Below are 21,600 nucleotides of genomic sequence, written 5' to 3'. Positions count from 1 at the left end.
AATGATAATCCTAAACTATATCAGTTTTATTATCACTCGGATCATTTGGGTAGTTCGTCTTTAATTACTAATTTGGACGGTGAAATTGTGCAGCATATCGAGTATGTGCCGTTCGGTGAGGTGTTTATTGAGGAACGTAATAATAAGTGGAATACGCCGTTCTTGTTTAATGCCAAGGAGTTGGATGAGGAGACGGGATTGTATTATTACGGAGCAAGGTACTACGACCCACGCACTTCTATTTGGTTATCTACCGACCCATTGCAGGAGAAGTATCCGAATATTAGCAGTTATGTGTATGTAGCTAATAATCCGGTGAAGTATATTGATCCCGATGGAAAACGTATTTATTTTGTAGGTGGTGCAGCAAATGATTCTGACGGATGGAATTATATCAATCGATTTGGGAAAATTTGGATGGGACTCGGGTTAAAAGATTTTAGGAGAGTTAATGCCAGTCATGGTAAAGTTGGTGATGTAAACTTTAGCCATATGTATAGAAATAGTGATTCATATACTCATAGAACCGGAGGGCAATGGTCGTCTACATCTTGGCAGACATATGCTAAGCAAGATACTCAGTATAAGAATGCTTTAAAAGGTATCTCAGAGAATCTAAAGGCTAACCCTCTACAAGATGGAGAGCAGCTAAACTTGGTAGGCTATAGCTATGGGGCGGTATTACAAGCACATTTGGCAATCGGTCTCACAGAGTTAGGGCATAAAGTTGATAATTTAGTATTGATCGGTAGTCCAACTTCGGATGACAGTCCTTTAATGAAAACACTACAAGGCTTAGTGGAAGACGGCAAAATAGGTAAAATTATACGCCATGATATAGAGGGCGATCTTTTAAGCAATCCCAAGAGTCAAATAGAGTTTTTAAAAGGAGGAATACAATCAGCTCCTATTATTGGAGATGGAGATAATGCACCTCATTTTGACTTAGCTCGTCCTGGCAGTGAAGCGGATAAGAAAATAGAATCTGTTGGTCAAAAGCTCAAGAATAATGGTGTTGAATAGTAGAATAAAAATAGTATCTATATTAGTAATACTCATTAATGTCTTACCTATTATATTAGTAAATAATATTCCTAGAGGAAATTTCTTTGCAGATATAGTACTCTCTGTTATATATGTTATTATTCTAGTAATACAAAGTATTCTTACTTTTTTTATATTCATATCCGAAAACAAAAGAGTAAAAATTGTTCTTTTAATATTAAGTTTGGTCGGTCTAATTGTATGCTATTATTTTTTATATGGTTATATATATGAACTAAGCTAAAATATTGTAATTGTGGCAATATAACTCCCTTCATTCATTAATAGTTTGGAGGGAGTTTTATTATCACTCCGATCATTTGGGTAGTTCGTCTTTAATTACTAATTTGGACGGTGAAATTGTGCAGCATATAGAGTATGTGCCGTTCGGTGAGGTGTTTATTGAGGAACGTAATAATAAGTGGAATACTCCGTTCTTGTTTAATGCCAAGGAGTTGGATGAAGAGACGGGATTGTATTATTATGGGGCGAGATACTACGATCCGAGAACATCTGTATGGATAAGTACTGATCCGTTGCAGGAGAAGTATCCGAATATTAGTACGTATGCGTATACTTTCCAGAATCCTATTAAATTTATTGATCCTACGGGGATGGAAGGCGAAGCAAGCAATGGTGATAAATCTCCAAAAAGAGATTTAGATTTTAAAGGAGTTCTTGGTAAAGCGAAAGATGATTTCTTACGAATGATAGGATTACATCCAGACCAAGTTAACCCTGAAAATGTAAATGCTTCTAGTCGTGAAACTTTGGAGGCTAGTAGAAAAACTCATGAAGAAGGAAAGGAAAGAAGAAAAGCGACATTAGAGACTATTGATAGTGCAAATGAAACGATGTTAATGTTTGTCCCATTTGGTGAAGTAGCATATAAAGCTTATAGAGGTAAAACTGTAACATTAGGTGATGTTGGCATAGAAATAGCCGGAATTATTCCAATTGGGAAAGTTATCAGCAAAGGGGGGAAAGTAATAATCATCTACAGAGCTGTATCCAAAGCGGAGTTAGATGACATCGCTAAATATGGTCTTAGAACTGTAGAAACAGGATATGATACAGGGAAATTATTTGCTCCTACTTTAGAGGAAGCTGCTAAATTCGGAAAAAATAATTTTCATTTTGATAAACTTCCTACAACTATTATTCAAGTAGAAGTACCTATTGATATAATGAATAAAAGCACTAAATTTGGTGCAGATGGTATGAATGCTATTTCAATATCAAGTGATCAATTATATCGTCTAAAAGTAACCCCTTTAAATTATTCACCAATAGTTAAATAACAACATGAAATATGATTAAAGTTAAAGCGTATATTAAATTATATAAAGAAGGGCGAAAAGTTCCATTCTCTAATGGTTATAGGCCTCTTTTCTCTTTTGAAAAAGACGTTAACACATCAGGTTCTATTGAAATCATAGAATCAAAGAAGTTTTATCCCGGAGATGAAGGTATTGTGGAAGTTTTATTTTTAAGTAGAGATTATCTAGGGAAACACTTTGGCGTGAACAGTCACTTTACTTTTGGAGAAGGGAATGAACCTATAGGAGAAGGATCTATCGTAGAGATATTAAATGGATAAGATAGTAATTTCTTTCGTTGAACGTACTCTACTGACTAAGTTCTAGCTCACAGCAAAAGTACACTTTGCAAGTATAAGATATAACACCCAGTAATTTGATGATTACTGGGTGTTATTGTATCTACGAGTACTTTCGATCCTTCAAAGAATGACAATTAGGAATTGTACCAGTTTTATTATCACTCGGATCATTTGGGTAGTTCGTCTTTAATTACTAATTTGGACGGTGAAATTGTTCATCATATTGAGTATGTGCCGTTTGGTGAGGTATTTATTGAGGAACGTAATAATAAGTGGAACACGCCGTTCTTATTTAATGCCAAGGAGTTGGATGAGGAGACGGGATTGTATTATTACGGAGCAAGGTACTATGATCCGAGAACAAGTGTGTGGATAAGTACTGACCCGTTGCAGGAGAAGTATCCGAATATTAGTTCGTATGCGTACTGTGTTCTGAATCCTGTGAAGATTGTTGATCCCGATGGAAAAGATCCTATTGTTATAGGATTTACAGGAGGATTTACGAAGACTCAAGCAAGAGACTCTTCTGGAGATACAGATGACACTACTACAAAGATTATTGGATCTGTTGTTGATAATGCAAAGGAAGCGGGAATAATCGTTAAAGGAGCTGTTTATCAATCATCTTTATATACTGTTAATGGTGCCGTTGATCTGGCTATGGCATTCATCGAAACAAATCATACAGAAGGTGATAACATTGTTATCTATGGTTATAGCTATGGTGGAGATGCAGCTGTAGAATTAGTTCATAAATTAAACGAGAAAGGTTATACAGTCAACTTATTAGTTACAGTTGATGCTGCTGATGGTCCTGCATTAGGAGGAACTGTAAATCGAGATATTTCTGAAAATGTAATTACTAATATCAATGAGTATCAAACTCGAAATTCATCAATAGGATCAAGGGGGTATGATAATACAGCAAAAAACTCAGAGAAAACTAATGTATATAATTTAAATGTTACTAAACTTAACCCTTATGGTAGGTATGTTACTCATGCCAATATTGATGAAACCATGGAAGATGTCAATGTTAGTGCAATGAGTAAAAGTTTTACTGGGAAATCAACTGGCGGTCAAATTAAAATCCAAAATGGAGATAGCCTCACAAAAAGAATTATTGGCAAAATATGGGGATTATTTGAGTGACCATGAGTAAAACAAAAATAAGATTATTATTTACATTTATTTATACTGCGATATTCATTTATTGCAGTATAAATATCATGAATTATCAAGATCGATTTAATACAAATATTGAAATGAGTTTAGAGGAAAGTATTTCATTTATCCTTTATAAATATTTCTTAAATTTCCCACTAGGTTTCTTCAATTGGTTTTTTGATGATTTTCTATTTACAACAATATTTTTATTTATACCGAATGCATTATTGAATGCATCCTTGATTTTTCAATTATTATCTTATTTGAAAAAAACAAAATGAAGAAATATTTTGTATATCATCTTTTATTCCATTCTCGGGGCTTTGCCCTCCCCTCAGAATAAACCCTAACAATCAAACCCTCACTAACAATAAAGTTGGTGAGGGTTTATATTATAACTTCTATTTTCATTTGAGAAAAATAAGAACTGCTATTTGATAATCTTTTTAACGATACGATCAAACTCTTTCGGATTTCATCTGCAATCCCATACCGAAAACGCATACCCTATCCTTCTCGGTAAAAAAGACGATCTTCTATCTGGTAGTCAGCAAAGGCGGACAGTATACTAAACATAACTACATCGGCAGCCAACGTATCGTTAGTAAACTGGGTGATCTGGACTCTTACGGACAAGACCCACGCAGGGTAGAATATGCGGGTTCGGAAGTAGATGGTGCTAAGGTGGATTACAAAGCTAAGTACCAACAAAGCCAGCAAACGATTAAAGACCGCTACGCTTATTTTGAAGTGCCTTATTATGGTAAGGATAATGACGATTATGTGAATGGCGGTGGTTTCTGCTGTATTGATGCTCCGACAACCCGTTCTTTTGATCCGGGTAAGAATGATAATCCGGAGTTGTACCAGTTTTATTATCACTCCGATCATTTGGGTAGTTCGTCTTTAATTACTAATTTGGACGGTGAAATTGTGCAGCACATTGAGTATGTGCCGTTCGGTGAAGTGTTTATTGAGGAACGTAATAATAAGTGGAATACTCCTTTCTTATTTAATGCCAAGGAGTTGGATGAAGAGACGGGATTGTATTATTATGGGGCGAGGTACTATGATCCGAGAACAAGCTTGTGGATAAGTACTGATCCAATGCAGGAGAAGTATCCGAATATTAGTAGTTATGATTTAATATCGTCTCTATTTTTCTTTTATATACTCTATCACCTATCTTATAATTAACCATCCAATCTTATTCCTTCCTATTCTTTGATATAACCACAAAATATATCAAAGATGAAACTATTACTCAAACGCAAATACAAAGGAGAAACATATACTATAAGCGACTTATACATCGATGGTGTATTCTTCTGTAATATTATAGAAGACAAGGTAAGGAATCTTGCTGTAATCTGTCCCAACACACCCAAAGGTTTAGTTTGTACCTGTAAAGAGAAAGTGTACACTGAAACCGCTATCCCAGCCGGAACCTATAAAGTAACAATGGAGTACAGCCCACGATTCAAACGTGTACTTCCATACATTCATAATGTACCGCACTTTATAGGGATATTAATTCATTCAGGCATTAATGAGAAAGACAGTGCAGGTTGTCTGATTGTAGGGTTTAATACCGTAAAAGGTAAGGTGCTGCAATCGAGAATTACTTCCGATAAATTAAACACAATACTTAGCACTCAGAAGGAAATAACAATCGAGATAGTGTAATGGCGAGTAATAAACTAAAACCGCCTAAGTCTGTTCGAATTGATTTTAAACCGTCACCTCGTCAATACGAGTTGTGGAAACTACTTCAGCCTGACTTTTGTCCTTTATGCGGTGGAGGGATCGAACAGGTATTGATTGGATATGATATTAACCAAAACCCTCAATATAAACCACAGTGCGTTAAATGCCGGAATCAGAACCTACCTCAACTTATACTGGGGGGCGGTTCTGCCGGTGGGGGCAAAAGTTACCTGGGTAGTGTATGGCTTATCAGCAGTTGTATTCGTTTCGATAACATTCGTGCCGTTGTTGCCCGTAAAACGCTCAAATCATTGAAAGAATCGACTTGGAATACCATCAAATCGATATTAAAGGACTGGGGATTGAAAGAGGATGTAAACTTTAAGATCAACAATCTGGAAGGTACACTCTTGTTTTGGAATGACTCAGTTATCATAATGAAAGAGATGGCTGATATACCAAGTGATCCGAATTTTGAGCGTTTCGGTTCTTCGGAATACACAATTGCATTAGTGGACGAATGTTCCGAGATATCGGAGAAGGCAATCGAGGTACTATTCTCCCGTCTTCGCTGGAGAACCCATGAAACATTTAAGACATCACGTATGCTGATGACGACCAACCCTACAACCAATTGGGTTCGTGGCAGATTCGTGCAGGATGAAAACGGGGAAAAAATTGTAACAAGGGAAGGTGAAGCTTATGTTCCGTTCTCTGTTTATGATAACCCGAATATCGCTTTTCGCCAAACATACGAAGCCGCTTTGAATAAAATTCGTGATCAGGCTACAAAAGAAAGGTTACTGTATGGCAACTGGGATTTTGTGGAAGCAAATGATATGGCGATCTATAATAAGTTTGACGGAGCAAAGCATCTTATCACTGGATTGAAGGAACAGATATATGACCCTTCAAAACCACTTATAACGGTTTGGGACTTTAACGTTGCCCCTCAGATGTCGGCACTGACCGCACAGATCGATTATGAAACCAAGAAGGTATATATCTTAGAAGAGATATTGGGTAAACCTGAGAATAAGGAAAACAATACTCCGGCCTTGTCTCGAAAAATGAAGAATAAACTTTACAGAGATAAACATATCGGTGGGGTAGATGTAACCGGTGACCCATCGGGTTTGCAACGGTCTACAGTCAATGAGGATGGTATCAATAACTATACGGTAATACTGGATATTCTGGGTAATGGTGTCCTGCGACCTAAACTAAAGCTATTGAAAAAGCAACCGCCACAGGTTACCAGATGTGATTTTGTGAATGAGGTATTTACCGGTTATAATGGTTGGGAGGTACAGATAGATATACGTTGCAGGAAATTGACAGAAGATTTAATCTACCAGTTGAAGAATAATGACGGGACAAAGTGTAAAGCGAAGGTGACCGACCCGAAGACGGGAGTTAAATATGAGAAGTACGGCCACTTATCGGATTGTCTTGATTATCTGTTATGCTATTATCTTCGAGATACATGGCACAAATATAAAAGTGGAAGCAGTGACAGTAATGTGTTATCTACTGCTGTTATACATGAGGGGTTCAGTTATTAAGGTTCAATATTTCTTTTGCTTTAAGCAGCATATCAGGAGCAGTAATGAAAACATGGTTACTAATATCGCAGGTATATGAATAAACATTCTTACTGAAAGCAAGAGGGCGAATATCAGAAGAAGGGAATTGATAATAAATACACATTGGTAAGTTAAAGGTTTATTTATTCGGTAATTCATATAATTGGCTAAGCCTGCAAAAATAATTCCTAAGCCGGTTCCGATAAACCAATATGAGGCTTCATCAAAAGCAGGATAAAAAACAAATGTTGATAAAATATGTACGATTCCCAGCAGAATTGTACCTGCTATTGCCAATGTATATAAGTTCAAATTCATACATCAAAAGTAAGCATATTTTGGACGTGAAATATATTTTTGATTGACCATTTTATTCTAACTTAACAATAAAATATCTGTAGGCAGTAACAGTAATGCATTATCAACAGCAGTTATATATGAAGGTTTTAGTTATTGATATTGGAGAATAAAATTTCTTCTATCTGATAATCTGATAATCCTGCTTTTTTGAATTTGTGTTTAATAGTCAGTTTTATGGGGTGAATTCTATTAACGGATATTTTCAATATATTGGCGATATCCGTTTTTGTAAAGTGGTAACAATATAGTCCTAGCAGTAACAATTCGGAATCGCTAAGGTATGATGCAGCAATTTTACCATTAGGAATGTTCATGAGATATTCTTTAGCCCATTCAATCAGTTGATTATTGGTTATCTGTCTGATATTCTCTATCAGTTCCTTAATGCTTATATATATCGTCGGCTTTTCTTTGGCTCCGTATTCTTCAGCCAATATATCAACTTCTTTATCGATAGCCATCCACTCGTTCGATATTTTGCAATATATACTTTGAAGAAAAATCAGGCTGTTGGCTTTCTGGTCGTATTGTATTTGTAATAACCTGTTCTTTTCCTTCTCCTGCTGATTTCTTAGGCGCAAATTCTTAGCCTTGAAATAACTGATACAGATTATCATTGAAACCAGCAATACACCAATGATAAGCAGCAGATAAAAACGGGTCTGAACGGCTTCTAATTCTTTCTCCTTCAAGTCTAGTTGATATGTATTTTCAGCTTGAATGAGTTTATTGGCTAGGTCAGCTTCAGCGATCTTTCTTTCAAAATCCCTTTGTAATTGTGTGTAATAATGAGCTTCTTTGTAATTGCCTGTCTTTTCATTATAATCACTCAATGCCCCGTAGATACTTCGTGGTATGTATGAGTCTGTTACTTCGGAAAGTCGTTCTTTTAGCAGGCTAGTATAATGATTAGCGGAATCGAGATTGTTACTGAGATTATATACCGTCGATAGGCTAAGGTAGACTCTAAGTGAATCCTCTGTGTGCAAGCTTGGAACAAGTGCCTGTTTAAAATATTTAATCGAAGTTTCATAATCACATTCATCTCGATAAATAATACCTAAATTATTTATCAGAATAGCCTGATATTCTGAATTATTAAGATTATTTGCCAGTTCCAATCCTTTATTGAAATAGTAATATGCACTGTCTAATTTATTCGTATTTTTGAATGCGCCTCCCAGTAATGTTATTGCCTGTAACTTATTTAACTCAGCTCCATCTACTTTATCATAGAAATGCATCGCCTGTTCTATACGAACAATAGTACTATCCATTAATCCTTCTCCATAGTAAGTGTGAGCGATGCTGTGTAAACTGCGACCTGCAAGCAGATAATTTCCGGCTTGCCTTGCGTATCGTTCCGCAGACAGATAACATATAAGTGATTTATCTAATACGTGCTTTTCATCATATACTGCTGCAGAATAATAATTTGCTAAGGCTTTCTTGTCAGGATTAGTTCCTTTATCAAAATATTGCTGCGCGGTGAATATTAGAGTATCTTTAGTAATATCCTGATCTGTTTTATACTTTGCTTGTACGCGTGTTACAATATATTGCATATAATTATTGGTATCCATTTCTTCAGGAGAACGGATTGAATCAAGCAGTATAAAAGCCTGTGATGGATTACTTTCAACTATACTCTGTGCCTTTTTTAGCAAATTCACTGACTTCTCCTTATTGTTACAGGAAATAAGTATAAGTGAAAATATGAGTGGAAGTAATGCTCTGGCAATATGCAATTTCATTAATAAATGGTTTTGGGTTAGGTTTAGTATGTTAAGCCTATAACTATTTATCTTTCGTTTATGTCAGCACTATTTTGGGATTTGGATTCTACGGCTATTTTTGGTTTTGATCCCGGAATTACACCATCATCCATTGTTTCAAATGAATAAGCATCATTCTCGGAACAGGATGTAGTAATGATAGCAAAGAGGCTGATAAATACAATAAATAGTATTTTTACTTGATTTTTTTTTAGAAGAGATAACATAGCCATAGTAATAAGGTTAATTTAATAATGTAAAGTTATTTCAATAAACCTCTGTATTCAAGCAAAGTCAACAGTAAGCCATCATTGTGATTTGCCTGTTCTAATATAAATAACTGTATATGTGAAATATATTATGTGATATACCTCCATTTGCAGCAAAATTGTGATATTTTATTTGCCAGAAAAAAAGTGGAATTATAAATTGGACTTCTTGGGTTCTGGCTGTTTTGATATTTAAAAATCCAAAGCCCAGCAGATTGTCTATTCTTTGGTATAAGATTACTATATGTACAGAAGATTTTTAAATGACATCGACTATCTGGGAGTGATAACAAGTGATGCACTCTCGCAATTAACCAGAGGTAATACAGACCGATTTATTCAGGCTGAGGAATCGGCTGAAATAAGTATTGTAGAATACCTGAGCGAGAACTACGAAATTGAACAGGAACTCAGCAAAGGTAAGTATATTGCCGACTATGACAGGGCAATCACATATCCTGTGGGAGTTCATGTTTATTTTGAAGATAAAATATTCGAGGTAATCCGTTCGATTAGCGGATTCAAAGCTCCTACTGATGTATCGTACTGGGAAGAATATATAGATATCAATATAGATCATGAATCTAAGCCTATATATTCTCAGTTTGGAACATATTATAAAGACGATATTGTTTGCTACAATGGTGTGTTATATATCTGTCGCGAAGAGAACGGATATAAATTTTCTAATATTCGAATACCTATGGTTAACGGATGGTTGAAAGCTGTCTGTCTTGAATGGCAACCGATTGAGTATAGCCTGTGGGATGTGGTCAGTTTTGAAAATGGGTTTTACACCTTGTTGTCACTGGATGGTTTTGATAATAATGTCAATCCATTGGAATCGTTAAATTGGGGTGCAATTGCCGATTATGATTCCTGTTATAATGGGTATGAGCTTTCATCACAAGAGTATGTTGTATATAATGATAAGGTTTACTTCCCCGAAATAGATGTAAATGCCGATATCCCCGAAGTTGGTATTAACTTATCCTTGCATGATAACAGGAGCTACAACCTGAAAAAACATATGGTCCGTTTGGCGATATATGAACTTACAAAGCTGATAGCACCCAACAATGTGAGTGTTGTTCGTATGCGTGATTATGAGGATTCGATGAAGTGGTTATCAGATGCAGCCAAACTAAAGCTCAACCCACAAATTCCCCGTAAGTTAGCGGAAGATAATAAGCCTGTAACTGATTGGCAATTGGCTACTTTTCAGACGGATTACGACCCGAATAAAAATCCGTGGTTGACCTGAAAGGATTATTTCGAATATGTTTGTTAATATGGGTCGGCCTGACTTATCCTCTCCGGGTGATCAACGGGTTCGTTGACTTATTAATGATGCCATATCTTTTTAGTGTGGACGAAATCATGAACATTTCATGATTAAGTTGATCGTCATTTATGGTATCACCGTCTAATGCGATTATTTCCAGTATATCCGCTCTTCGGTATCTGTACCTGTCGAGTATAAAGATAAGCAACTGCCTGTCGGTCAAATTCGCTATCGTTTTGTCTTCGATACCAAGATTGCACAAATGAGTTTTTGCGCTTTCTATCAGGCGTTCTTTTGCCTTAAGTTTAATGCTATCGATCGTCCGTTTGATTTGTTTGTATACTTCGGGTTCTGTTTCAGCGCCACCGTGTTCGAGTGCATGTTGCTTCATATCGCGGTCGATATCTGCCCAATCGTGAATAATATGCCGGCAGATACTTTGCAGAAACAAAAAGCTCCCTGATCTTTGTTTTAATAGTTCGTTGTCACGACTTAATAACTCATTGTCGGTATGTAGCAATTTAATTTCAGCAGCTAATAATTTATTTTTTTCTTGTTCTCTTTCGTTTTTAAGACGAGTGTTTCTTTGTCTTAAATATCCTATAAAAACCAAAAGTAAGATTACCATTATTCCAGCATAAACGATAATACTTTTTTGTTTGTGTAAACTTGCTAACTCTTTATCCTTGAGTGATAAGAGATATTTATTTTCTGCATTAGTAAGATTCTGCTTATTATTTGCCTCCTGTATATTTTGACTAACTTTTTCTCTCTGTTCATTATAATATATAAAATCCTCATAATCTCCATTTTGTTTATAGAAATCACTTAATGAGGTGTAAATGCTTCGAAGAGCTAAATTATCATTTACTTTATTTAATCCCTTTTTTATTTCTTCTATATGAAGTTGAGCTAAGTCGTTTTTTTTGAGTTTGATATACAATCGTGCGAAATTTAGATGTAATCTGGCAATTTCCTCTTCATTTGTTGTTTCTGAAAATGCTTTGTTTAAATAATCTTCCGACTTATTATACTCACCCTTTTCACGGTAAACAATCCCCAACAAATGCATGAATATAGCCTGATAATCGTGATTGTCCATTTTAATTGCCAATGCCAAACCTCTATCTAAATATACAAGTGCACTGTCCAGACTGTTCATATCTTCGTATGTCCTACCCAATTGCTGCAAAACCAGCAGTTGGTTGTACTCAGTTCCTTTCACTTTGGTGTAATGTCTGTAAGCTTCTTTATAGCGAACTATTGCAGTATCTGTAATTTCTTTATAATAATACAGATTGGCAATGCTATGCAAACTTTTTGCAATCATCATATCATCGTTAGTCTGACGTGCATAATTTTCTGCTTTCATATAGGAAGCTAATGCTAAGTCATCTGTTTCTCTGGCAAGCGATACTCGTCCTGATAAATAGTTTGCAATTGCCCCCTTATCCCGATCGTTCTTCTTATTGTAGTATTCTTGAGCTTGATAAATTAATGTGTCATTGGAGATATCCTGCTGTGCTTTAACTTTTGCTTCTACACTTAGAACAATGAACGACATATAATCTTCTCTGTCCATTAGCTCCGGATTTTGGATGGAGTCTAAGATTATCAGAGCATCAGTCGGTTTATCATAGAGTAAGGTTTGGGCTAGGGTTAATAACTCAACTGACTTACTGTATTCTTTACAGGAATACAGCATACTTAATATTATAACTAATAGATATTTAGCCTTTCCTTTTGTTGTGCTATTCATAAATATAGGAAATTGGATTTCAGTAAATTCTTACTGAGACTATTATTTAATTGCAGTTCCATCTGATTAAGCGCAATCTCGATTTTTTCGATTTTGAAAACTAATTAATTATGGGCCAGTCACCATCTAAGAGAATCTTTCATAGTCGTCATACTATCCCTAGGAATAGCAATAGATTCTTTATAAATCGGTTCAATTGGCTTACCGCCATTTCCTCCCGGATCATTCTGGTCATCCCAGATTTTAGAGCAGGAAGACATAAAATATAAGATTATGCTTATTAGCGTAATTGTAAAAAAAACTCTTTTCATTTCTATTATTACATCGTTATGGTTTAGTGTGTTTTCTGTAAAGATATTTCATTAAAGTTGTAAAATCAATACTATTCTTTAATGTGAGAGCGGTGATATAATTAACTTTTTTATTATAAGATAATTGCAATTATTTAATTGTTATTTACGATGTGATTGTGATGCTTGATATATTCAAAACAATCTGTTTTTTAACCGATTATAATAAAAGTAATTATAGGTTTCTGCTTGGGTCCGTTTTTTTGTGGATATTGGGTAATATACGAAATCATTTTATAGAAAAAGAAGGACTTTACACAATAGCAACTGTCTATAAAGCTAAACCCGCAGGACGAGGCGGAAGAGTTCGTATTTATTACCATTTGGATTATAAAAACAAGAGATATACCGCTTCGTATATAGACTAAAAACGATAAGAATAAAGGACATTGGGCGGCATTTCTATACAAATGTTTTACCCTAATTCCCTAATATAGGACTAGTCTACCCTAGAATTTATTTACCATCGGGCATAGCCGAATCCTAAGTTAATTGAAAAAGAACTACCCAAAAACACGGAAAGTGTTTGAAAAGAAAAATACGATACAAAATGATATTACTTATTTTGTATCGCATCTATTTCAATTTAAATAACTTTTGAGAAAACTTTATTCAGGTCTTTCTTAATGGTACTTGCGTCCTTGGGTTTGAAATAATTCTTGAAAATTGTAGCGACGCTATTTCCTGCCATTTTAGCTATATCAGCCGGATCGTATCCTAATTTCACCATTTTGGTGATAAAAGTCCCCCGGGCTGAATACCAAACAATTTCTCCGTTATATCCGACCTGCTTTGCGACTTTTCCTAAGGTTTCACTAATTTCATGGGATAGTCTTTCTACCTTACTAGATTTCTGCCGATCTGACACGTGTTTCTCAGTAAAAATAGGTAAGACATGATTATCATAGCACTTCTTCTTATATTTCTTTGCTATCTGTCTGGCATTATTCAAGAATGGCATTTTTGCTTGTTTTGATACTTTCATCCGTTCATAGACTAAAACGCCATCCTGAATACTGCCCCAAGTAAGATAAGCCATATCTATCGGGGCAATACCTCCTGCATAATAGCAAAACAAGAACATGTCCAAATGAAATTTTTCTGTTTCGCTTAAATCTTTACTATCGAATGATTCAATCTTGTCCATTATCTCCGAAGGAATAGTTCGGGGCTCGCGGTCTTTATCTTTCATATATAATCTGACATTGTCAAAGACTGTTATATCTGCTCCGGGTATTCCCTTCTTATTGGCATAATAGAATACGCCACAGAATGATTTCAATCTTCCCGGAACTCTACCCTGATTCCCTTTTTCTGATCCGCACTTTCTTAAATAAAAAATATAATCAAGTAAAAACTGTTCTGTTATATCTTCAAAGAAATAGCCTGAAAAATTCTTATTGTATTTTTCCTTAGTGAATTTACTTAATGTATTCCTTATGTCTATATAGGTTTTGCTCGTACTCTGACAGGTAACGATTTTACCGTTTTTAAATCTCTGACTTGTTTTCTTAGTATGGATAATCAGCTCTATCATTTGTAATATTGACAAGATCTTCTTTTCTTCTCTTTTTTCTTTTTCTTTATCGAAATAATGCGACCATTGAACAGGTGACCAATTACGCTCTTCTGCTTCCCAGTCTTCTGCTACTTTAACGAATTTGCGTCTTAAATCGGAAAGTTGCGTATTTTTACTTAAGTTTTCAGATGTATTTGTTGTGAAATTTTGAGTAGTTTTGTCCCAGTCTTTATAAAGACCGGTAATGTTAATGACCTTTGATACACGAGCGTATCCGGTTTTGAAGAAAATCATGTCTATTTTAACTAAGCCTTTTTGTTTAGGGTGCGGCTTCCCTTTGAAGTTCACTGTATACATATCAATTAGTTTTAATTGCCCATTATGTAGTCTCATTTCGTACTACATAGAATTCTACATAAGAATAGGGAATGCAACATGAACATGTTTTTTTACGGGTTTTAACCGTAAGATAAAAGTCTATTAATACATTTATATACAGTGTTATGTGAATATTTTTACAGTAAAGGCAAAAATATAAAAGTGTTACCTTTGTTACTTTTTAACATTATAGCTCTGAAATAAATATAAAAAAGAATCTTCGACGCATAGTTGCCATAGCTCACGCTTTGTATTATTAACAAGTAGGTGAAATAAATGTAAAAAGAGAATTGGGATTAAACCTTTTTTTGTTTTGGGAGTCACATGTAACAAAATAAGCTAATAATACTCAGAAATAATAAAATGAAAAGAATTCTCACTCTGTCCTTTCTATTGAGCCTTTTGATCTCCCTATCGGCGCAAGGACAAGCTACCACTAATATAACAGGCGCGGTTTTCGATGATGCAACAAGGGAAGGTATTGAATTAGCCGGTATTCGTGTCCTTGCCCAAAAGGATAGTACTTATGTGACAGGTACAGCTACGGATAGTGAAGGTAAATTTAGTGTCGCTGTAAAACCTGCACGATATATATTGCAAGTTTCTTTTTTAGGATACAACGATCAGTATATCAACGTAAATACACGGGAAAAGACCTCCGTTGGGAATATTTATCTGAAAGAAAATAGTATTATGCTCAGCGAAGCTGTTGTTACGGCTAAGGCTGTTGAAATGCAGGTAAAAGGTGATACACTCGAATATAATGCCGACTCGTATAAGGTGCAAGAGAGTGCAGTAGTAGAAGATCTATTGAAAAAAATGCCCGGTGTAGAAGTCAGTGCAGAAGGAAAGATTACGGTCAATGGAAAAGAGGTAAAGAAAATATTGGTAGATGGTAAAGAGTTTTTTAGTGACGACCCTAAGGTTGCATCTAAAAACTTACCTGCCCAAATGGTTGATAAACTGCAAGTAGTAGATCGTAAATCCGATATGAGCCAGATGACTGGCTTTGATGATGGTGATGAAGAAACAGTTATTAATCTGACTGTCAAGCCGGGGATGAAACAGGGTTTATTTGGTAGTGCCTTTGCCGGTATAGGTAATGAAGACCGCTATGAAGCTAACGGTATGGTTAACTACATGAGGAATAAGACTCAAATGACGGCTCTCGGTGGAGTGAATAATACAAATAATGCAGGATTTTCCGATTTTGCATCCGATGCATTTAGCGGAAACAGACCCCGTGGATTGAATTTTGGTGGTAATAATGGGGTTACCAAGTCAATTAATGGGGGATTTAACTTTGCTACAGAACATTCGGACAAATTAAAATGGAACGGCGATGTCCGTTACGGTTCAACAGATAATGATGTGTCATCAGTAAGTAAAACCCGATATACAGGTCGAAACCAGATTTCTACTTCGGACAGATGGGCAAATAATAAGAGTGACAATTTTGGGGCAAATCTAAGATTTGAATGGACGCCCGACTCATTGACTAAAATTATATTCAGACCGAGTATTCAGTATAATGCGAATAGACTTTTTCAGGAAACGGATGAAGAAATACTTTTAGATGACGACGCATTGTTAGGGTCTAATACCAGTACTTCTTTTAATTCGGATGGAAAAGGAACAACTCTTAGTAGCCGACTCGAAATAAGCCGGAAACTAAACGATAATGGTCGTGTATTAAGTTTCAGCTTTTCGGGAGGCTTAAACGATTCTAATAGTGACGGATTTAATTACTTCCATCGGACTTATGGAGATACTGCGAAATCGGATTCTATTTTAGATCAACGATTTGCTCAAGATGATCAAGGCTACAATTGGCGTGCCTTTATGTCGTATGTAGAACCTTTGTCTAGTAAATTAAGCAAGACTAAGTATTTCTTACAATTGACTTATAATATCCGTAATAATCATACTGAAACAGACAGAAATGCATTTAATAAAGATGAATTTGGTGAGTATAATGTTCTCGATGATGAATATACACGGAATGTAAGGAACGACTTCATCAATCAGAATGTGTCGTTAAATTTCAAATCGGTTGGTCAAAAATACAACTACACATTCGGTCTCGGCCTAGAGCCATCCAGTTCTAAAACAGATATAAAAGAGCCCGGGCAGGACAAATTAAATGTACCTCGTAAGCACTTCCTGAGTTTCGCACCTAATGCCCAATTTAATTACTTGTGGAGTAAAAGGCATAATCTGAGAATCGATTATAACGGTTCTACATCTCAACCGTCGACTCTTCAATTATATAATGGTATTATTTCAAACGACGGTATAAACACTACGGTCGGTAATCCGAAGTTGAGCCCCAGCTTCCAGAACAGGCTTAATATTCGTTTTCAAAAGTTCAATCCTGAGAAAGCATCAGTAATGATGTTGTTCAGCCGATTTACTTATACAATGGATGATATTGTGACTATCTCGACTTGGAATGGGAATAATGGTCGTGATATAACTTATCAGAATATTGATGGCAATATGAGCGGTAATCTTCGTTTTATATATAATACCCCATTAAGGAATAAAAAATTCTCTATCAATACGATGACCTTTGGAGGTTACGAACTTCAAAATACTTACATTGATGGTGGTCGAAACAGAGCAAATATACTCAATTTGCAGGAAAGCCTCGGGTTGCAATTCCGTTCCGATAAATTCGATTTTACCGTTCGTGGTAATCTTGCATTTAACAGTACGAAAAATACATCTTCTACCGATAACGATCAACAGGTGTATAATTATGGCGGATACGGTAGCTTTACCTATTACCTGCCATTTGATTTTACGCTGGATAGTGATATGCAATATTCCTCAAATGCAGGTTTTGCAGAAGGGTTTCATCTCGAAGAATGGTTGTGGAATGCATCTTTGGCTAAACAAATATTCAAGGCTAAAAACGGTACTATCCGCTTTAAGATGTACGATATTTTAGATAAGAGAGCTAATATAACGCGTAACACGAATGCCACATATATAGAAGACATTACTACAAGCACTATTCAACCTTATTTCATGGTGAATTTTGTCTATAAGTTCCAGATATTTAAAGGTGGAGCAAAAAGCTCTGATATGACGGGCGGCAGAAGGCGTGATGGCTTTGATGGCCCCGGTCCTGGTGGTAGAGGTCCCGGTGGTGGAGGGTAAACAAATCTCATTAAAATGATGCACCCCCCCGATCAGCTGCGTACTTTTATTATAATAAATTGCATGCTACTATGAAAAGGATACTATTCTCATTCCTTGCTATTAGTATTCTATTGTCTTCCCGATGCTAAAAGTTTGAGTTAGTCGCTTATGATTCTATATTGGGTGATGATAAAGTATCAAAACAAAAACGGAGATTCTAATTTAGAATCTCCGTTTTATATTATCGAAGTAATATTATTTTACTTTAGTTACGATAGCTTTGAAAGCTTCAGGGTGGTTCATTGCAAGGTCTGCAAGAACTTTACGGTTGATTTCGATACCATTCTTGTGAAGGGCACCCATCAAGCGAGAGTAAGACATTCCTTCAAGACGTGCAGCTGCATTGATACGTTGTATCCATAGTGCACGGAAGTTGCGTTTTTTAGCGCGACGGTCACGGAATGCATAAGTTAGACCTTTTTCCCAAGTATTCTTGGCAACTGTCCAAACATTTTTTCTTGCTCCGTAATAACCTCTTGTTAGTTTAAGAACTTTTTTTCTGCGGTTGCGTGAAGCAACATGATTGACTGATCTTGGCATAATTTTCGATGTTTTGAATGTTAGCGGTTCTTCTATAGAGAACTCTTTGTTGCATACATCCGGTTAATAAATCTTTTTAAAACTTGCTTTTAAACAAAAGACAATTATTTCATTCCCAATAATTGCTTAACGCTTTTTTCGTCTACCTTACTTACTGTTCCAGTGTGAGTTAGATTTCTTTTTTGTTTTTTTGTTTTCTTAGTCAAAATATGACTTTTGAAAGCATGTTTTCTTTTGATTTTTCCTGATCCGGTAAGGGCAAACCTCTTTTTGGCACCGGAATTAGTCTTCTTTTTAGGCATCTCTGTTAATTAATTAAGTTATTTAAACACGAATTACAATTTATAGTAATTGCTTATTCTTCAATTTTTGGTTCTTCGCTTTCTTTAGCCTCACCAGCGCTAGCCTCCTTAACTTCGCCATGTTCTTTTGTAGGTTTAGCTACAGGCGCTTTTATTTGCTGTTTCTTAGGCGAAAGCATCATTATCATTTTCTTTCCTTCAAGTGCCGGTAGTTGATCTACCTTAGCGTAATCCTCCAGTTCGGTAGCAAAGCGAAGTAGTAAAACTTCTCCTTGTTCTTTGAAAAGGATCGAGCGACCTTTGAAAAACACATAAGCTTTTACCTTAGAGCCTTCTTCCAGAAAGCTTTTAGCATGCTTAAGTTTGAAGTTAAAATCATGATCATCGGTCTGAGGTCCGAAACGAATCTCCTTAAGTACCACTTTTACCGATTTAGCTTTAGCTTCTTTCTGTTTCTTCTTTTGTTGATAAAGGAATTTTTGATAATCCATTATCTTACATACAGGTGGCTCGGCATTTGGGGAGATTTCAACTAAATCAAGTTCTAGAGCGTCAGCCATACGTAATGCTTCGTGCGTTGAATAAACACCTTGTTCTACGTTCTCACCAACTAAACGAACTTCTCTGGCACGAATATTTCCATTGATTTTATGTAAATCTTCTTTGCGTGTATTAAATCTGTTGTTTCTCATTCAAAAGCTTTTGGAATCTTCTTTATATGTAATTTTTAATAATTGATTATCTCTAACCTAGAATAACGAATACTTAGGCTTCTTTTTCCCACGCATTCATCATTTTATCAACTTCTTCAGTCAATTGGGCAGCAAAGTTAGTAAATTTCATTGAACCTGTATCACCTTCGCCCTGTTTTCTTACCGAAACTTCTTCACTTTCTGCTTCTTTCTCCCCTACAATGAGCAAATAAGGTATTCTTTTCAACTCATTATCGCGGATTTTTCTTCCAATTTTCTCGTTTCGGTCATCTACTTGAACACGAATATCATTTTGCTTCAAATATTTTGCTACACGATATGCGTAGTCGTTGAACTTGTCGCTGATAGGTAAAATAACTACCTGATCGGGTGTTAGCCACAATGGGAATTTACCCGCAGTATGTTCGATCAATACTGCAATAAAGCGTTCCATAGAGCCGAATGGCGCACGGTGAATCATAACCGGACGGTGTTTTTGGTTATCAGCACCGGTGTATTCCAACCCGAAACGCTCAGGCAGATTGTAGTCTACTTGAATTGTTCCTAATTGCCAACGACGACCTAAAGCATCTTTTACCATGAAGTCGAGTTTCGGACCGTAGAAAGCAGCTTCGCCAAGTTCTACGCGCGCCGGAAGACCTTTTTCTTCGCAGGCTTCGATGATAGCACGTTCTGCTTTTTCCCAATTTTCGTCGCTACCGATATATTTTTCTTTATTCTCAGGATCTCTTAGAGAGATTTGAGCTTCAAAATTTTCAAAATCAAGAGCTTTGAAGATAATGAATATAATGTCCATTACTTTCAAGAACTCGTTCTTTAGTTGATCGGGAGTACAGAAGATGTGTGCATCATCCTGAGTAAATCCGCGTACTCGTGTCAATCCGTGTAGCTCTCCACTTTGTTCGTAACGATATACAGTTCCAAACTCCGCCAGACGCAAAGGAAGGTCTTTATACGAACGAGGTATAACTTTATATATCTCACAATGGTGAGGGCAGTTCATCGGTTTTAGTAAGAATTCTTCACCTTCTTCCGGTGTATGGATAGGCTGGAAAGAATCTTTTCCGTATTTCTCATAATGCCCCGATATAACATACAATTGTTTGTTACCGATGTGGGGTGTCATTACTTGTTCATAGTCGAATCTCTTTTGAATTTTCTTTAAAAAATCCTCAAGCTTCAAACGCAATTGTGTTCCGCGAGGTAACCACAAAGGAAGTCCCTGGCCTACATTTTGAGAGAATGCAAACAATTCGAGTTCTTTACCGATCTTACGGTGATCACGTTTTTTTGCTTCTTCGAGTAGCACGAGATATTCGTCCAACATCTTCTTTTTAGGGAATGTTATTCCGTAAAGGCGTGTAAGCTGCTTACGCTTTTCATCACCACGCCAATATGCTCCGGCGGCACTAAGCACTTTTATTGCTTTGATGTACGAAGTATTTGGAAGGTGAGGTCCACGGCAAAGGTCGGTAAATACACCTTGTGTGTATGTGGTGATCGTTCCATCTTCAAGATCGTTGATAAGCTCGACTTTGTATCCTTCATCCCTGTCGCCAAACATTTTCAAAGCATCGCTTTTAGTAATGTCTTTACGCTTGATTTCTTCTTTATTAGAAACCAGTTCAGCCATTTTCGCTTCGATTGCAGGAAAATCAGCATCTTTTACTGGTGTATCTCCAAAGTCTATATCGTAATAGAATCCGTTTTCGATTGCCGGGCCTATACCGAATTTTGCATGAGGGTATAGTATTTGTATCGCTTCAGCCATTAGATGGGCTGATGAATGCCAAAATGCGTGCTTACCATCTTCGTCTTCCCATTTCAGTAATTCGATCGTGGCATCTTCATTAATTGGTCTTGTTAAGTCCCATACTTGTCCGTTTACTTTTGCTGCAAGAACGTCTTGAGCCAGACGAGAACTGATGCTTTCTGCTATTTGCATCGAAGTGGTTCCTTGTTGGAACTCACGTACTGAATTATCAGGAAATGTTATCTTAATCATGTTAATTGTTTTT

The 21,600-nt window shown here is 36.1% G+C and carries 16 protein-coding genes and 4 pseudogenes; 10 read left to right on the top strand and 10 right to left on the bottom strand.

The window, feature by feature from the left end; genetic code table 11:
* Positions 1-18: 18 nt before the first annotated feature.
* From G7Y56_RS13650 to G7Y56_RS13620, 8 genes and pseudogenes are all read left to right on the top strand, one after another.
* A pseudogene (locus tag G7Y56_RS13650) lies at positions 19-348 on the top strand (RHS repeat domain-containing protein); the annotation flags it as partial.
* A gap of 69 nt (positions 349-417) precedes the next feature.
* Entirely contained in the window at positions 418-1,023 is a 606-nt protein-coding gene (locus G7Y56_RS18645) for an alpha/beta hydrolase (RefSeq protein ID WP_370457695.1), read from the top strand.
* A gap of 317 nt (positions 1,024-1,340) precedes the next feature.
* Positions 1,341-1,661: pseudogene (locus G7Y56_RS18875) on the top strand (RHS repeat domain-containing protein); the annotation flags it as partial.
* Positions 1,662-2,356: 695 nt separating this feature from the next.
* Positions 2,357-2,644 carry a hypothetical protein gene (locus G7Y56_RS13640; RefSeq protein WP_165044275.1) on the top strand — a complete coding sequence of 96 codons (288 nt, stop codon included), beginning with the start codon at positions 2,357-2,359 and terminating at the stop codon, positions 2,642-2,644.
* 159 nt (positions 2,645-2,803) lie between these two features.
* A pseudogene (locus G7Y56_RS13635) lies at positions 2,804-3,139 on the top strand (RHS repeat domain-containing protein); the annotation flags it as partial.
* A gap of 1,230 nt (positions 3,140-4,369) precedes the next feature.
* Positions 4,370-4,972 (top strand): annotated as a pseudogene (locus G7Y56_RS13630) (RHS repeat domain-containing protein); the annotation flags it as partial.
* A 111-nt stretch (positions 4,973-5,083) separates the two neighbouring features.
* The gene (locus G7Y56_RS13625) at positions 5,084-5,518 is read left to right on the top strand and encodes a DUF5675 family protein (protein WP_165044273.1); all 435 of its coding nucleotides are present in this window, start codon (positions 5,084-5,086) and stop codon (positions 5,516-5,518) included.
* Positions 5,518-7,104 (top strand): phage terminase large subunit, encoded by a 1,587-nt coding sequence (locus G7Y56_RS13620; protein ID WP_165044272.1) that lies wholly within the window; start codon positions 5,518-5,520, stop codon positions 7,102-7,104. The genes G7Y56_RS13625 and G7Y56_RS13620 overlap by 1 nt, the downstream gene beginning before the upstream one ends.
* Positions 7,105-7,107: 3 nt before the next feature.
* Here G7Y56_RS13620 and G7Y56_RS13615 read toward each other — a convergent pair whose 3' ends face one another.
* The 3 genes from G7Y56_RS13615 to G7Y56_RS13605 all read right to left on the bottom strand — a co-directional run bounded on the left by G7Y56_RS13615 (position 7,108) and on the right by G7Y56_RS13605 (position 9,493).
* Complete coding sequence (locus G7Y56_RS13615) at positions 7,108-7,443, bottom strand: hypothetical protein (RefSeq protein ID WP_165044270.1); 336 nt, start codon at positions 7,441-7,443, stop codon at positions 7,108-7,110.
* Positions 7,444-7,571: 128 nt separating this feature from the next.
* Positions 7,572-9,239 carry a tetratricopeptide repeat protein gene (locus G7Y56_RS13610; RefSeq protein WP_165044268.1) on the bottom strand — a complete coding sequence of 556 codons (1,668 nt, stop codon included), beginning with the start codon at positions 9,237-9,239 and terminating at the stop codon, positions 7,572-7,574.
* 47 nt (positions 9,240-9,286) lie between these two features.
* A complete protein-coding gene (locus G7Y56_RS13605) occupies positions 9,287-9,493 on the bottom strand; it encodes a hypothetical protein (RefSeq protein ID WP_165044266.1) in 207 nt (68 codons plus the stop codon).
* A gap of 280 nt (positions 9,494-9,773) precedes the next feature.
* On the opposite strand from G7Y56_RS13605, the gene G7Y56_RS13600 reads away from it, so the two are divergent.
* Positions 9,774-10,793 carry a hypothetical protein gene (locus tag G7Y56_RS13600; RefSeq protein ID WP_165044264.1) on the top strand — a complete coding sequence of 340 codons (1,020 nt, stop codon included), beginning with the start codon at positions 9,774-9,776 and terminating at the stop codon, positions 10,791-10,793.
* A gap of 43 nt (positions 10,794-10,836) precedes the next feature.
* Here G7Y56_RS13600 and G7Y56_RS13595 read toward each other — a convergent pair whose 3' ends face one another.
* From G7Y56_RS13595 to G7Y56_RS13585, 3 genes are all read right to left on the bottom strand, one after another.
* Positions 10,837-12,573, bottom strand: a complete 1,737-nt coding sequence (locus tag G7Y56_RS13595) for a lipopolysaccharide assembly protein LapB (protein WP_165044261.1) — start codon at positions 12,571-12,573, stop codon at positions 10,837-10,839.
* Positions 12,574-12,692: 119 nt separating this feature from the next.
* A complete protein-coding gene (locus tag G7Y56_RS13590) occupies positions 12,693-12,833 on the bottom strand; it encodes a hypothetical protein (RefSeq protein WP_165044259.1) in 141 nt (46 codons plus the stop codon).
* 676 nt (positions 12,834-13,509) lie between these two features.
* A complete protein-coding gene (locus tag G7Y56_RS13585) occupies positions 13,510-14,799 on the bottom strand; it encodes a tyrosine-type recombinase/integrase (RefSeq protein WP_165044257.1) in 1,290 nt (429 codons plus the stop codon).
* Between the two features lie 384 nt (positions 14,800-15,183).
* Here G7Y56_RS13585 and G7Y56_RS13580 point away from each other — a divergent pair, with 384 nt between their 5' ends.
* The gene (locus G7Y56_RS13580) at positions 15,184-17,985 is read left to right on the top strand and encodes an outer membrane beta-barrel protein (protein ID WP_165044255.1); all 2,802 of its coding nucleotides are present in this window, start codon (positions 15,184-15,186) and stop codon (positions 17,983-17,985) included.
* A 237-nt stretch (positions 17,986-18,222) separates the two neighbouring features.
* Here the strand turns inward: G7Y56_RS13580 and rplT are convergent, their stop codons facing one another.
* The 4 genes from rplT to thrS all read right to left on the bottom strand — a co-directional run bounded on the left by rplT (position 18,223) and on the right by thrS (position 21,587).
* Positions 18,223-18,567 carry a 50S ribosomal protein L20 gene (gene rplT / locus G7Y56_RS13575; protein ID WP_165020968.1) on the bottom strand — a complete coding sequence of 115 codons (345 nt, stop codon included), beginning with the start codon at positions 18,565-18,567 and terminating at the stop codon, positions 18,223-18,225.
* A gap of 104 nt (positions 18,568-18,671) precedes the next feature.
* Complete coding sequence (gene rpmI, locus G7Y56_RS13570; protein ID WP_165020967.1) at positions 18,672-18,869, bottom strand: 50S ribosomal protein L35; 198 nt, start codon at positions 18,867-18,869, stop codon at positions 18,672-18,674.
* A gap of 53 nt (positions 18,870-18,922) precedes the next feature.
* Positions 18,923-19,561 carry a translation initiation factor IF-3 gene (gene infC, locus G7Y56_RS13565; protein WP_165020966.1) on the bottom strand — a complete coding sequence of 213 codons (639 nt, stop codon included), beginning with the start codon at positions 19,559-19,561 and terminating at the stop codon, positions 18,923-18,925.
* A gap of 73 nt (positions 19,562-19,634) precedes the next feature.
* Positions 19,635-21,587, bottom strand: coding sequence for a threonine--tRNA ligase (thrS, locus tag G7Y56_RS13560; protein ID WP_165020965.1), 1,953 nt, complete (start codon positions 21,585-21,587; stop codon positions 19,635-19,637).
* Between the last annotated feature and the right edge of the window lie 13 nt (positions 21,588-21,600).

The organism is Dysgonomonas sp. ZJ709 (assembly GCF_011039195.1).
Classification (GTDB): domain Bacteria; phylum Bacteroidota; class Bacteroidia; order Bacteroidales; family Dysgonomonadaceae; genus Dysgonomonas.
The sequence above is the reverse complement of the archived record's forward strand: the minus strand, read 5'-3'. Positions and strand labels throughout refer to the sequence as shown.